This window comes from Nocardioides sp. (genome assembly GCF_031397825.1).
Taxonomy (GTDB): Bacteria; Actinomycetota; Actinomycetes; order Propionibacteriales; family Nocardioidaceae; genus Nocardioides.
Genome location: NZ_JANNML010000070.1, coordinates 35,335 through 48,335, shown reverse-complemented (window position 1 = coordinate 48,335; position 13,001 = coordinate 35,335). Strand labels below are relative to the sequence as shown.

The 13,001-nt window shown below is 71.1% G+C and carries 13 protein-coding genes and 2 tRNA genes; 7 read left to right on the top strand and 8 right to left on the bottom strand.

Features of this window, described 5'->3' with window-relative positions:
* Positions 1 to 163 precede the first annotated feature (163 nt).
* On the top strand, positions 164 to 886 hold the full coding sequence (locus RMN98_RS05950) for an IclR family transcriptional regulator (protein ID WP_091110341.1): 723 nt from the start codon (positions 164 to 166) through the stop codon (positions 884 to 886).
* Between the two features lie 30 nt (positions 887 to 916).
* Here RMN98_RS05950 and RMN98_RS05945 read toward each other — a convergent pair whose 3' ends face one another.
* Both RMN98_RS05945 and RMN98_RS05940 read right to left on the bottom strand, forming a co-directional pair.
* Positions 917 to 1,396, bottom strand: a complete 480-nt coding sequence (locus tag RMN98_RS05945; RefSeq protein ID WP_309647886.1) for a methylated-DNA--[protein]-cysteine S-methyltransferase — start codon at positions 1,394 to 1,396, stop codon at positions 917 to 919.
* Between the two features lies 1 nt (position 1,397).
* A complete protein-coding gene (locus RMN98_RS05940; protein WP_309647885.1) occupies positions 1,398 to 2,891 on the bottom strand; it encodes an AlkA N-terminal domain-containing protein in 1,494 nt (497 codons plus the stop codon).
* Positions 2,892 to 3,047: 156 nt separating this feature from the next.
* On the opposite strand from RMN98_RS05940, the gene RMN98_RS05935 reads away from it, so the two are divergent.
* Positions 3,048 to 4,277, top strand: a complete 1,230-nt coding sequence (locus tag RMN98_RS05935; RefSeq protein ID WP_309647884.1) for an LCP family protein — start codon at positions 3,048 to 3,050, stop codon at positions 4,275 to 4,277.
* 86 nt (positions 4,278 to 4,363) lie between these two features.
* On the opposite strand, the gene RMN98_RS05930 is transcribed toward RMN98_RS05935, so the two are convergent.
* The 5 genes from RMN98_RS05930 to RMN98_RS05910 all read right to left on the bottom strand — a co-directional run bounded on the left by RMN98_RS05930 (position 4,364) and on the right by RMN98_RS05910 (position 7,909).
* Positions 4,364 to 4,436: transfer RNA gene (locus tag RMN98_RS05930), tRNA-Glu, on the bottom strand.
* Positions 4,437 to 4,525: 89 nt separating this feature from the next.
* A tRNA-Gln gene (locus RMN98_RS05925) sits at positions 4,526 to 4,600 on the bottom strand.
* A gap of 56 nt (positions 4,601 to 4,656) precedes the next feature.
* Positions 4,657 to 5,586: a type II CAAX endopeptidase family protein gene (locus RMN98_RS05920; protein ID WP_309647883.1), complete on the bottom strand. Its 930-nt coding sequence runs from the start codon at positions 5,584 to 5,586 to the stop codon at positions 4,657 to 4,659.
* 11 nt (positions 5,587 to 5,597) lie between these two features.
* Positions 5,598 to 7,103 (bottom strand): glutamate--tRNA ligase, encoded by a 1,506-nt coding sequence (gene gltX, locus RMN98_RS05915; RefSeq protein WP_309647882.1) that lies wholly within the window; start codon positions 7,101 to 7,103, stop codon positions 5,598 to 5,600.
* Complete coding sequence (locus RMN98_RS05910; protein WP_309647881.1) at positions 7,100 to 7,909, bottom strand: fumarylacetoacetate hydrolase family protein; 810 nt, start codon at positions 7,907 to 7,909, stop codon at positions 7,100 to 7,102. The genes gltX and RMN98_RS05910 overlap by 4 nt, the downstream gene beginning before the upstream one ends.
* A 45-nt stretch (positions 7,910 to 7,954) precedes the next feature.
* Here RMN98_RS05910 and RMN98_RS05905 point away from each other — a divergent pair, with 45 nt between their 5' ends.
* Genes RMN98_RS05905 through RMN98_RS05890 form a run of 4 tightly spaced genes read left to right on the top strand, consistent with a single transcriptional unit; the run spans position 7,955 to position 11,109 of the window.
* A complete protein-coding gene (locus RMN98_RS05905) occupies positions 7,955 to 8,842 on the top strand; it encodes a 3-methyladenine DNA glycosylase (RefSeq protein WP_309647880.1) in 888 nt (295 codons plus the stop codon).
* The gene (locus RMN98_RS05900) at positions 8,839 to 9,735 is read left to right on the top strand and encodes a DUF2087 domain-containing protein (RefSeq protein WP_309647879.1); all 897 of its coding nucleotides are present in this window, start codon (positions 8,839 to 8,841) and stop codon (positions 9,733 to 9,735) included. Before RMN98_RS05905 ends, RMN98_RS05900 begins: the two co-directional genes overlap by 4 nt.
* Positions 9,728 to 10,336: a pentapeptide repeat-containing protein gene (locus RMN98_RS05895; protein WP_309647878.1), complete on the top strand. Its 609-nt coding sequence runs from the start codon at positions 9,728 to 9,730 to the stop codon at positions 10,334 to 10,336. The genes RMN98_RS05900 and RMN98_RS05895 overlap by 8 nt, the downstream gene beginning before the upstream one ends.
* Positions 10,333 to 11,109 (top strand): methyltransferase domain-containing protein, encoded by a 777-nt coding sequence (locus RMN98_RS05890; protein WP_309647877.1) that lies wholly within the window; start codon positions 10,333 to 10,335, stop codon positions 11,107 to 11,109. Before RMN98_RS05895 ends, RMN98_RS05890 begins: the two co-directional genes overlap by 4 nt.
* An 87-nt stretch (positions 11,110 to 11,196) precedes the next feature.
* Here RMN98_RS05890 and RMN98_RS05885 read toward each other — a convergent pair whose 3' ends face one another.
* Positions 11,197 to 11,766, bottom strand: a complete 570-nt coding sequence (locus RMN98_RS05885; RefSeq protein ID WP_309647876.1) for a TetR/AcrR family transcriptional regulator C-terminal domain-containing protein — start codon at positions 11,764 to 11,766, stop codon at positions 11,197 to 11,199.
* 159 nt (positions 11,767 to 11,925) lie between these two features.
* On the opposite strand from RMN98_RS05885, the gene bioB reads away from it, so the two are divergent.
* Positions 11,926 to 12,996 (top strand): biotin synthase BioB, encoded by a 1,071-nt coding sequence (gene bioB, locus RMN98_RS05880; RefSeq protein WP_397208964.1) that lies wholly within the window; start codon positions 11,926 to 11,928, stop codon positions 12,994 to 12,996.
* Positions 12,997 to 13,001 lie beyond the last annotated feature (5 nt).

Here is a 13,001-nt window from a genome sequence, read left to right as displayed (position 1 = left end):
ACATCCCCGCTTGGACCCACGTCTGTGACCGCCCCGCCGCGGACCTGGCGACAACCAGGTCGGACCGGGGTGCAGGTCGGACCGGCCTGGACCACCCGGCGTCACGACCAGGTCACACCGCGAGGGTCTTGCATCCCATGATCTGAGACCGCAGTATTGCCATATGGACAACTCCAGTGGTGTCGGCGTTCTCGACAAGGCCGCGCTCGTGCTCACCGCGCTCGAGTCCGGACCTGCGACCCTGGCCGGTCTCGTGGCCGGCACCGGGCTCGCCCGACCCACCGCCCACCGCCTGGCCGTCGCCCTCGAGCACCACCGCCTGGTCGCGCGCGACATGCAGGGCCGCTTCGTCCTCGGCCCCCGCCTCGCGGAGCTGTCCGCCGCTGCCGGAGAGGACCGCCTCCTCGCGACGGCCGGCCCGGTCCTCGCACGACTGCGCGACATCACTGGGGAGTCGGCCCAGCTGTGGCGTCGCCAGGGTGACCACCGTGTCTGCGTCGCCGCCGCCGAGCGCCCCTCCGGCCTGCGCGACACCATCCCGGTCGGGTCGCAGCTCACGATGCGCGCCGGCTCCGCCGCCCAGGTCCTGTTGGCCTGGGAGGACCCCGAGCGGATGCACCGCGGCCTCCAGAACGCCGCGTTCTCCGCGGCCGCCCTGTCCGGCATCCGCCGGCGCGGCTGGGCCCAGTCGGTCGGCGAGCGCGAACAGGGCGTGGCGTCGGTCTCCGCCCCGGTGCGCTCCCCCGGCGGGAAGATCATCGCCGCCGTCTCCGTCTCCGGCCCACTGGAGCGGCTCTCGCGCCAGCCCGGTCGCATGCACGCCCCCGCGGTGCTCGCCGCCGCCGAGCGGCTCTCCGAGTCGCTGCGCCGCGCCGCCGCTGAGTGAGCACCCCCGAGACATCGCCGAGTTCGGGCCTCAGAAGAGCGCGTCTTGCTCGAGCTCGAGGAGCACCTGCTTGCGCTCGACTCCCCCGGCGTAGCCCGTGAGCGTCCCGTTGGCGCCGATGACCCGGTGACACGGGATGACGATGGGGATCGGGTTGCTCCCGTTGGCAAGTCCGACCGCGCGCGACGCCGCGTTGGTGCGGCCGAGTCGCACTGCGATCTCGCCGTAGGTGGCGGTCTCGCCGTAGTCGATGCGCTGGAGCTGCTCCCAGACCTGCGTCTGGAACACCGAGCCACCGGGGGCGAGCGGGAGGTCGAACTCCAACAGCTCACGGGCGAAGTAGGCCGTGAGCTGACGTCGTGCCTCGGCGAGCAGGGGGTGGTCGTCCTCGCGCCGACCGCGCACACGGCCGTCGGGGTCGCCGAACGGGGAGAACTCGATGGCGGTGATGGCACCGCCGTTCTCGACGAGGCGCAGCTCGCCGATAGGGCTGTCGATCACGGTCCACATCTCAGACCTCCTGGGGGTCGGTGGGCACGGGTGGCATGAGGGTGTTCCAGAGGTGCATCAGGGCATAGGAGCGCCAGGGCCGCCAGGTCTCGGACGCGGCGAGGGCCGCGGGCAGGTCGTGGCCCAGACCGGCGACGGCATTGCGGACCCCGATGTCGGTCGGCAGGAAGAGATCGGGGTGACCCAGCGCGCGCATCGCGACGTAGTCGGCCGTCCAGGGCCCGATCCCGGGCAGCGCCACGAGGGCACGGCGTACGTCGTCGCGGTCCGGACCACGGTCGAGCGCCACGTCGCCGGACGCCAGGGCGGCACACAGACCGACCAGCGCCCTCCCGCGGGCCCGGGGCATCGGCAGCGTCTCGGGATCGACCCCCGCGAGGGTGGCGGCGTCGGGGAAGAGGTGGGTGAGACCCGGGATGCTCGTCTCGACAGCACGCCCGTGCTCCGCGACGATCCGCCCGGTCACGGTCCGCGCGCCGGTGACGCTGACCTGTTGCCCGATCACCGTGCGTACGGCGGTCTCGTCACCGTCGACCTGGCCCGGGAGCCGCAGGCCGGGCGTGGCCCGCGCCAAGGGTCCGATCACGGGGTCACCGGCGAAGTGGTCGGCCACGGCGACCGGGTCGCAGTCGGCGTCGAGCAGCCGTCGCGCGCGCTCGACCGCCGCGGCCGTGTCGCGCAGGTCCTGGAGCGCGAAGGTCGCCGAGACGAAGGCGGTCTCGCCCTCGTCGAGGGCGTCGTCGATGACGAGCCGGACCGTGCCGGGCGCATGCGGCAGGTCGAGGGTGCGGGCGTACCAGCCGTCGCCGGCGACCTCCACGCCCGGGACGAGGTGGTAGGCGAGGAAGGCCAGCAGGGCCCGCCCCGCGAAGGGGGTGCGCACCGCGAGCCGCATGGTGACGGTGCCCGTGGTCGGTCGTGCACCGCGGCGGCCACGCAGGTCGGTCGGGCTGGCGGCGTAGACCTCGCGGATCGTGTCGTTGAACTGCCGCACGCTGGAGAAGCCCGCGGCGAAAGCGATGTCGGCGCAGCTGAGGGCCGTGGTCTCGAGGAGCACCCGCGCGGTCTGCGCCCGCTTGGCCCGAGCCAGGGCGAGCGGGCCGGCCCCGAGCTCGCCGGCCAGGAGCCGTGAGAGGTGGCGCGGGGTGTAGCCGACCCGTCGCGCCAGTCCGTCCACGCCTTCTCGATCCACGACACCGTCGGAGATCAGCCGCATCGCCCGACCTGCAGCCGTCGCGGCGACGTCCCAGTCGGGGCTTCCCGGTGAGGCGTCGGGCAGGCAGCGCTTGCAGGCGCGGTAGCCCGCGGCCTGGGCGGCGGCCGGGCTCGGGTGGAAGCTGACGTTGGCGAGCGCGGGGGTGCGGGCCGGGCACGAGGGTCGGCAGTAGATGCCGGTCGTGCGGACCGCCGTCCAGAAGACACCGTCGAAGCGGCGGTCTCGCGACTTCACCGCGCCGTAGCAGGACTCGGGGTCGAGCTGCTCGGTCGGGGACATGCCTCCATCATGGTCGAGCGCGCGACCGGTTGCTAGCGGGAATCGGACACCGCCGTGACCCACCTCCACGCCACGCTCACGGGGATCTCACAGGGATCTGGTGGACATCTCACGGAAGGGCCGAGGATTCAACCAGGTGTTTGTGATGATGTGAACGTGGCCGACGACGAGACGCCGCCGGCCGAGCCGGCGACCCACCCCACCCCGGTGGCGCGCACGCGCCCTGTGGCACGCGAGCACCGTCGCACGGTCCTGCGGGTCATCCTGGTCACGCACCTCGTGCTCGCCCTGCTCACGGGGATCGGCGTCTCGGTCGCCTTCCACCAGCTCAACGGCAACATCGAGACCCTGCCGGGCATCCCGGACGAGGTGGATCGCCCGGACGTCGTCGAGGTCGAGGGCCCGAAGCAGCCGATCAACATCCTGATCATGGGCTCCGACACCCGCGAGGGCGAGGGCAACGGGATCGACGGGGCGCAGGCGAGCGAGGGCTCGGACACGACGATCCTGCTGCACATCTCGGCGGACCGGAAGGATGCCTATGGCGTCAGCCTGCCTCGAGATGCCCTGGTCACCCGTCCCGACTGCATGATGCCCGACGGCGAGCAGATCCCGGGCGAGGAGCTCGTGATGTTCAACGAGGCCTTCACGCTCGGCGGCGCCCTGTGCACGACCCAGATGTTCGAGGCGCTCACCGACGTGCGCGTCGACCACCAGGTGGTGGTCGACTTCAACGGCTTCAAGGACATGGTCGACGCGGTCGACGGGGTCGAGGTCTGCCTCCCCAAGGACGTCGACGACCCCGAGCACAACATCTTCTTCGACGCCGGCACGCAGACGCTGACGGGGCAGCAGGCGCTCAACTACGTGCGCGAGCGATCCGTGCTCTCGGTCACCGGCGACATCGGCCGCATGACGCGTCAGCAGGCCTTCATCGCCTCGATGATCAACAAGGTCGTCTCCGCGGGGACGCTGTCGCGACCCGACCGGGTCTTCTCCTTCCTCGACGCCGCCACGAGCTCGCTGAAGCTGGACAAGGAGCTGGCCAACCTGCCGGCGCTCGTCGACCTGGCGATGCAGTTCAAGAACACCGGTCTCGACGACATCCGCTTCATCACCGTGCCGTTCGCGGAGTACGAGCCCGACCCCAACCGGCTGGTGTGGACCGAGGACGCCGACCGGCTGTGGGAGCGGATCCGCAACGACCGCCGTCTCGGGCGCGACTTCAGCGAGGAGAGCATCAAGGCCGACGACCCCGTCGGCACGGCGAGCGGCTCGCCGTCGGACGGCGCATCGCCCACCGACGGCACCTCGCCCACCCCGGAGGAGACCGCTGCCGCCCAGGAGCAGGCCACCGCGCGGCTCGCCGCCGGGCTCTGCGCCTGACGACTGCCTCTCCGGTGGCACCATCGCGCCGACTCGGCAGAAATGCACGCAGGGCCGGTCCTGGTGGACCGGCCCTGCGTGATCTGTACCCCCGACCGGATTCGAACCGGCGCTACCGCCGTGAGAGGGCGGCGTGCTAGGCCGCTACACAACGGGGGCAAGAGATGGTGCTGGTGTTGCTATTTGGTGCTGCGACAGACTAGCGAAAGCCCCTCTGCCGCACAAAATCCCGGTCTCCACCGGCATCTTGGCTGGGATACTAGGACTCGAACCTAGAATAACTGGACCAGAACCAGTCGTGTTGCCAATTACACCATATCCCAATGGTCTTACTCTTCTTAGGCCCTCCGCACCGAGGTCCGGCGGCCGAGGAGAAACGTTACACGCGTGGCCCGACGGGTTCCAAAACGGCCCCGTCGATGGTGCTCCGGACGCCCAGCCTGCGGGCTGCCCACACGGCCAGCGCGAGGTAGCTCAGCGATTGCGTCAGGGTCACCGGAAGGCTCCACCACGTGCCGCCGGTGGGGTTCATCGCCGAGGTCATGTCGCTGTAGGCCAGCGCGGAGCCGAAGGCGAGCCAGTTGTTGAGCACGTGCATCGCGATCGCGGCCTCGAGGCCCCCCGTGGCGATCGTGAGGATGCCGGCGACGACGCCGAAGGCGAAGCGGTCGAAGAAGATCGGCGGGTCCTGGGCGCCGTGCGCCAGCGCGAAGAGCAGCGACGGCACCAGCACCGCTGCCGTGCGACTGCGCAGGAGACCACCGAAGGCCTGGGTGAGATAGCCGCGGAACGCGTACTCCTCCCCCGCGGCCTGCAGCGGCGTGAGGAGGACCACGACGAGCAGGAAGTCGCGCGTGGTGTCGGTGAAGGCGTTGACGTCACCGGTGAGGCCGGCCTCCTGCTGCGGCAGCACCGCCGAGACGAGCACCGTCGCGATCAGCGCCAGCACCGAGAGCCCGAAGCACACCCCCATCCAGCGCCAGCGGATGCGCGGCATGACCGACGAGAGCCATCGCGGCTTGAGCCCGTGCACGCAGCGCATGACGAACCAGCCGATCGGGATCGCGGCGGCCAGCGACAGGTTGAGGTAGGCCAGCATCGCCGGGGTCACGTCGTCGAGATCGCCCAGAGCCGTCATGCGGTCGGCGCTGAGGTCACCGATCGCCGCGAAGTAGAGCGCGAAGACCCCGAGCAGCAGCAGCGGTGCGGCGAGGATGAAGCCGGCGGCGTACGTCGTCACGCCGAGCAGCGTCCAGCCCCACCCGCGCCGCGGGGCACCCCGCAGGATCTCGTCGTAGCCGTGGCCCATCGTGCGTCCTCTCAGCCCAGCGCGCTCTGCAGCCGGGCCAGGCTGCGCTCGCGCCCGAGCAGCTCCATCGACTCGAACAGCGGCGGCGAGACGCGACGGCCCGTGATCGCGACGCGCACGGGACCGAAGGCCACACGCGGCTTGAGCCCGCGCTCCTCGACCAGCGCCTGCTGCAGGGCCTCCTGGATCGCGGCGGTGGACCACTCGTGCAGGCCTGCCACCGCGTCGTGCGACGCCTGGACGATGGCCCTGCCGTCCTCGGTGAGCAGCTTGTCGACGTCGGCCTCGTCGCGCGTGAAGTCCTGCTCCTGCACGAAGAGGAAGCCGAGCATGTCGACGGCCTCGGTGAGCTTGTTGATCCGCTCGGCCACCAGCGGCATGGCGAGCTCGAGGAGCTGGGCGTCCGCGTCGGACACGGGGTCGGAGACGACGCCGGCGCTCTTGAGGAACGGCAGCGCCCGGTGGGTGATGTCCTCGACCGACAGCAGGCGCATCTGGGAGGCGTTGATCGCGTCGGCCTTCTTGAGGTCGAAGCGGGCGGGGTTGGGGTTGACGTCCTTGATGTCGAACGCCTCGACCATCTCCTCCAGCGAGAAGATGTCGCGATCGCCCGAGATCGCCCAGCCGAGCAGGGCCAGGTAGTTCATCAGGCCCTCGGGCAGGAAGCCCTGGTCGCGGTAGGCCAGGGCGTGCGCCTCGGGGTCGCGCTTGGAGAGCTTCTTGTTGCCCTGACCCATCACGTAGGGCAGGTGGCCGAACTGCGGGGTCGCCTGGGCGATGCCGAGCGCGACGAGCGCGTCGTAGAGGGCGAGCTGGCGAGGAGTGCTGGAGAGCAGGTCCTCGCCGCGCAGCACGTGCGTGATCCCCATGAGGGCGTCGTCGACCGGGTTGACCAGCGTGTAGAGCGGGTCGCCGTTGGCGCGGCAGAGCGCGTAGTCGGGGACGTTCTCGGACTCGAAGGAGATCTCGCCGCGCACGAGGTCGGTCCAGGTGATCGAGCCGTCGGGCATCCGGAAGCGGACGATCGGCTTGCGCTGCTCGCCCTCGAAGGCCGCCCGCTGCTCGTCGGAGAGCTCGCGGCAGAAGCCGTCGTAGCCCATGATCTTGGAGCCCGACGCCTTGCGGCGGGCGTCGACCTCCTCGTTGGTGCAGAAGCACTCGTACGTGTAGGAGGACTCGCGCAGCTTGGCCAGGGCGTCGGCGTAGATCTCGCCGCGCTCACTCTGCTTGTAGGGGCCGTGCGGGCCCCCGACCTCGATGCCCTCGTCCCACGTGAGGCCGAGCCAGCGCCACAGCTCGAGGATCGCGTCGTAGGACTCCTGGGTGCTGCGCTCCTTGTCGGTGTCCTCCATGCGGAAGACGATCGTGCCACCGTGGTGGCGCGCGAAGGCCCAGTTGAAGAGGGCCGTGCGCGCCAGGCCGACGTGCGGCGACCCGGTCGGCGACGGACAGAAGCGGACGCGGACGGAGGGGTCGGTCGTGCCAGCAGTCGGGCCGGCAGTCGGGGGGGTGCTCATCGGGTGGCCACCTTGTTGGTCAGAGTGCCGAGACCGGCGATCGAGATCTCGACCTCGTCACCGACCTCCATGGGACCGACGCCCTCGGGGGTGCCGGTGAGGATGACGTCGCCGGGCAGCAGCGTCATGACGCTGGAGACGTGGGCGATCAGCGTCGGGATGTCGAAGATCATGTCGGCGGTGGAGCCGTCCTGGACGACCTCGCCGTTGAGGTGCGTCTGGAGGCGTACGCCGTCGATGAAGTGCTGCGGGTCGAGGTCGGTCTCGATCCAGGGACCCAGCGGGCAGAAGGAGTCGAAGCCCTTGGCACGAGTGAACTGCCCGTCGGACTTCTGCAGGTCACGGGCGGTCACGTCGTTGGCGATCGTGTAGCCGTGGATGACGTCGGTCGCCTGCTCGGGCGGGACGTCGCGGCAGATCCGGCCGATCACGACGGCCAGCTCGCCCTCGTAGTGGAGGTCCTGCGTCTGCGACGGGTAGAAGATCGGGTCGAGCGGACCGACCACGCTGGTGTTGGGCTTGAGGAACATCAGGGGCTCGGAGGGCAGGTCGTTGCCCATCTCGGCGGCATGAGCGGCGTAGTTGCGGCCGATGCCGACGACCTTGCTGCGCGGCAGGACCGGCGCGAGGAGCTTGACGTCCGCGAGGCGGTGCTCCTGGTCGAGCAGCTTGATGCCGACGTAGAGGGGGTCGCCCGCGAGGGCGACGACGACGCTGTCCTCGGCGGGCTGGCCGAACTCGTCGACCTCCCCCGTCACGACGCCGTAGGAGGGCTCTGATCCGGTGGTGAACCTTGCGATGCGCACGCCCTCGACCCTATCGGCCAGGCACGCGGCACCTACCCTGGGCGGGTGGAGACCCGGGAGGACGTCGACGCGCTCGACGCGGTGCTGGACGAGGCGACCTGGCGCTCGCGCTCGGACGCGCACGCAGCGCGCGTCGACGCCTTCACCGCACCGCACCTCGCGCGACGCGACGCCGCCATCAAGCACCCCGTGCACGACTTCCTCTTCACCTACTACTCCCAGCGTCCGGCCCAGCTGCGCCGCTGGCACCCCGGCTTCGGTGTCGCCCTGGTGGGGGCAGCCGAGCATGCCGGGCTCAAGGGCTACGAGCAGGTGGGCGACGTGGTCACCGTCGCGTCGTCGTACGTCGAGAAGCAGCGGCCGCTGGTCGGCTCGCTGCACGCGCTGCTCACCGCCACGGCCGCACGACCCGCCCACTTCGGCTGCTTCGGGCTGCACGAGTGGGCGATGGTCTACCGGCTGGCCGAGGACGAGACCCGCCACGCCGACTGGCCCTTGCGCCTCGGCCCCGACGGCACCGACGCGGTCGTGGAGTCGCACAAGGTGGCGTGCTCGCACTTCGACGCCTTCCGGTTCTTCACCGACCCGGCCCGACCGCTCAACACCCTCTCCCCCGGCCGCGACGACCGGCCGGCGTTCGAGCAGCCGGCCTGCCTGCACGCCGGCATGGACCTCTACAAGCACGCCTTCCGGCTCTCGCCGATGGTGTCCTCGGACCTCGTCGCCGACGCCTTCGAGCTGGCCCGCGACATCCGCGAGCTCGACATGCGCGCCGCGCCCTACGACCTGGCCGACCTGGGCTTCGAGCCGGTGCCGATCGAGACGCCCGAGGGAAAGGCGGTCTACGTCGAGGCGCAGCGCGACTTCGCGCAACGGGGTGCGCCGATCCGCTCGCGGCTGATCGCCGAGTGCGAGCGCCTGCTGTGCCCGTGACGTCCTACCACGACCTGCGCGGCCGGGTCGTGGGGATGCTGACGGGCGCGGAGCGACCGCCGGTCGTCGCGATCTCCGGCCACGGGGGCGCCGGCAAGTCCACCCTCGCGGCTCGGCTGATGACCGACCTGGGCGGCACCTCCGAGCAGGTGGTGCGCACCGACTGCTTCTACGCCGCCGGGGCCGGCCCGGGCTCCGGGCTCTTCGACCTCCACGACTGGGCTGTGCTGCTCGACCTGCTCGGGCGCCTGCGCGCCACGCCACCTGCGCGACGCCTCACCTACCCGGTGCGCGCCTACGACGGCGCGCAGCGCACCTGCGACGTGCCGATGCCGCCGGTGGTGGTCGTCGAGGGCATCCGGCTGCTCCGCCCCGAGACCCTGGGCCTGATGGACCTGGCGGTCTGGATCGATCTGTCGCCCGAGGTCGCCGGTCGCCGTGCCGTCGCGCGCAACCGCCAGCAGGGCGACTCCTCCGACGAGCTCGACCTGTGGCGGACGAAGTGGGTCCCCGAGGGGCACGACTACGCGCGGCTGGTGCGCCCCGAGACGTTGGCGGACGTGGTCGTCGCTGCTGACGGCACAACCCCATCGCGCTCACGTCGAGCCTCGTGTGAGGGTGGGGCCGTGGACGAACGCGTGCTGGCCAACTTCCTCGCCGCCGACGGCAGCCTGAGGACCATCCCGAGCAAACGGGCCAAGCTGCTGGTCGTCCTCGACCACCTCGCGCAGTCCTTCGACCTCGGGCGCACCTATCCCGAGCAGGAGGTCAACGAGGTGCTGAAGCGCTTCCACCCCGACTGCGCCGCGCTGCGTCGTTATCTCGTCGAGGACGGGTTCCTCACCCGGGAGGACGGCTCCTACTGGCGCAGCGGAGGGTCGGTCGATGCCTGAGGGACCCGACGGCTCGCACGGCGCGACCTTCCGCGGCGAGGACTGGTATGCCGAGGACCTCGGCGGCGCACGCCATGTCGAGTCGACCTTCATCGACGTCGACCTGAGCGAGGCCCGCTCGTCGGGCGCGGTCTTCGAGCGGTGCGTCTTCGCGGGTGTGCGGTTCAACTCCTCGGTCCACCGAGCGAGCGCATTCGTCACCTGCGAGTTCGAGGGGAGCAACCTCTTCGACGCCACCTTCGACGGCTGCAAGATGACCGGCTCGGTCTTCGTCCGGTGCACGATGCGGCCGATGAAGGTGAGCGGTGGTCAGTGGCGCGGTGTGTCGTTGCGCGGCACCGACCTGAGCAAGCTCGACCTCGCCGACCTCGACCTGCGCGAGGCCGACCTGTCGCTGTGCAACCTCACGTCGTCGGTGCTGCGCGGCGCCCAGCTGTCCGGGGCGTCCGTGCGCGAGACCAACCTCAGCGCGACCGACCTGCGCGGGGCGACGCTCGACGGCGTGGACCTCGCCGCGGCCCGGCTGCGACGCACGCAGCTCGACCTCGCCGGAGCGCTGCTGCTCGCCGAGCTGCACGGCGCGGTGGTGGACGTGCCGTGAGCGCCGCGGACCAGCCGGGGCGCGCCCTCGTGTTCGGCTCCGTCGCCCAGGCCTACGAGCGCCACCGCCCCGGCTATCCGGACGCTGTCGTCGACCTCGTGCTCGCGCACGCCGTGCTGCCGGTGAGCACGGCCCTGGAGATCGGTGCGGGGACCGGCAAGGCCACCCGGGTCTTCGCCGCGCGTGGCATCGCCGTCACCGCGACAGACCCCGACCCGGCCATGCTGGCCGAGCTGCGTCGGCACGTGCCGCCGACGGTGACCACCGTCGAGGCGACGCTCGAGGAGCTGCCTGCCTCCTCGTCGTACGACGTGGTCTTCGCGGCCGCCTCCCTGCACTGGACCGAGCCGACGCAGCGATGGGAGCGGGTCGCGGCACTGCTCGAGCCGCGCGGCGTGTTCGCGTCGTTCGGCGGGCCGCTGGACCTGGCCGACCCGGCGCTCCAGGCTGCGGCGCACGAGGCGCAGTCGCCGTGGCTGCTCGACGACGGCTTCCCCTCCCCCGACGGCACGCCTGCTGATGCTCCGATGCGGTGGCCCGGCAGCGAGCTGGAGCGCTCCGACCTCTTCACCGACGTCGTCCAGCACGTCGTTCGGCGTCGGCCGGTCGTCTCGGCCGCCGACTACCTGGGCCACCTCGCCACGGTCTCGGCCTACCTGATGCTGCCCGCCGACGACCGCCAGCAGGCGTTGGAGGCGATCCTCGCGGTGCTGCCCGACGAGGTGGAGCTGCGCGCCGACCTGATGCTGCACGTCGCACGTCGGGTCGATTGACGGGGCCCGAGAGTGGGGTGCTCCTGCACTACCGAGAGGGGGCCACGTGGCCCCCTCTCGGTAGTGCAGGAAGGAGGGCGCTGGACGTCAGACCCGGTGCAGGTCGGCCGGCCGCCGCAGCCGGATCCCGTCGATGACCAGCGACAGGCCGACCTCGAAGTCGGAGACGCCGCGGGGCCCGTCCCAGATCGCGCCGGCGCTGCCGGCCTGGAGGTGGGTCTGCTCGTCGGCGGCGTGGCCGAAGACGAAGTGGAGCAGGGTCCGGGCGGCGGTGCGGGAGAGCTCCGCGGGGAAGCCGGCATCGGCCAGCGCACCGACCAGGGCGTCGTACGGCGCGCTCGCGCCCAGCCCGAACGCGTGGACGGTGGCGACCACGTCGGCGCCGTCGCGGTAGGCCAGCATCGCGTCACGGAGCTGGGCACACACCGCCGCGACCCGCACGTCCCACGGGCCGTCGGGCACGGGCCGCTCGCCGCGGCGCAGTAGCTCGTCGGCAACGGCAGCGAGCAGGGACTGCTTGTTGCTGAAGTGGTGGTAGAGCGCGCTGGGCTGGACGCCGAGCTCGCTGCCGAGGCGTCGCATGGTGAGGTCGGCCAACCCGAAGCGGTCGAGCACGTCGACCGCCCGCTCGACCACGTCGTGGCGCTGATAGCGCATGTCCCTCCTGAGGCGGGCCGGGTCACGTTGACCGGGATCGCTCCGGACCCTAACCTGAACGCCGTTCACCTGACCACCGTTCAGGTGGCGGTCCGAGGACCAGCATCCGCGGATCCGGCCTCATACTGAGTCCCGATGTCGACCCGCCAGGAGATCCCGATGACCACGTCGTTCGACCAGCTCGCCACCTCGATCCTCGAGGGCAAGCCCGCCACCGAGGACGACGCCCTTGCCGTGCTGCGTGCCCACGACGACGAGCTGGTGCACCTCGTCGCCGCCGCCGGTCGCCTGCGCCGCGAGCACTTCGGCAACACCGTCAAGGTCAACTACCTGGTCAACCTCAAGTCCGGCCTGTGCCCCGAGAACTGCAACTACTGCTCACAGGCCCTGGGCTCCACGGCCGACATCTTGAAGTACAAGTGGCTGAACACCGACGAGGCGATGCAGCAGGCCGCCGCCGGCCTGCGCGGTGGCGCGACCCGCGTCTGCATGGTCTCGAGTGGCCGCGGCCCCACCAACAAGGACGTCGAGCGCGTCGCCGACATGGTCGGTGCCATCAAGGCCGAGAACCCGCAGGTCGAGATCTGCGCCTGCCTGGGCCTGCTCAAGGACGGCCAGGCCGAGCGACTGCGCGAGGCCGGTGTCGATGCCTACAACCACAACATCAACACCGCCGAGTCCCACCACGACACGATCGTGCAGACCCACACCTACGCCGACCGCGTCGACACCGTCACCAAGGCCAAGAGCGCCGGCCTCTCCCCGTGCAGTGGCCTGATCGCCGGACTCGGCGAGACCGACGAGCAGCTCGTCGAGGCACTCTTCGCGCTGCGCGAGATGGAGTCGGACTCCATCCCGGTCAACTTCCTGATGCCCTTCGACGGCACGCCCTACGAGAACACCTGGGAGCTCTCCCCCACCCGCTGCCTCAAGATCCTCGCGATGGCGCGCTTCGTGTGCCCCGACCGCGAGATCCGGATCGCCGCCGGGCGCGAGATGCACCTGCGCTCCCTCCAGGCCATGGCCCTCAACGTCGCCAACTCGATCTTCCTCGGCGACTACCTCACCTCCGAGGGCCAGGCCGCCGAGGCCGACCTCGAGATGATCCGCGACAACGGCTTCGTCGTCCTCGGCGCCGAGGAGGACCCCCGCCCCGTCGGGACCGAGGGCTCGCGAGACCCCGCCAAGCGCCGCCGCGGCGCCGGCACCACCGAGCGCCCCAACGCCTGATCCCC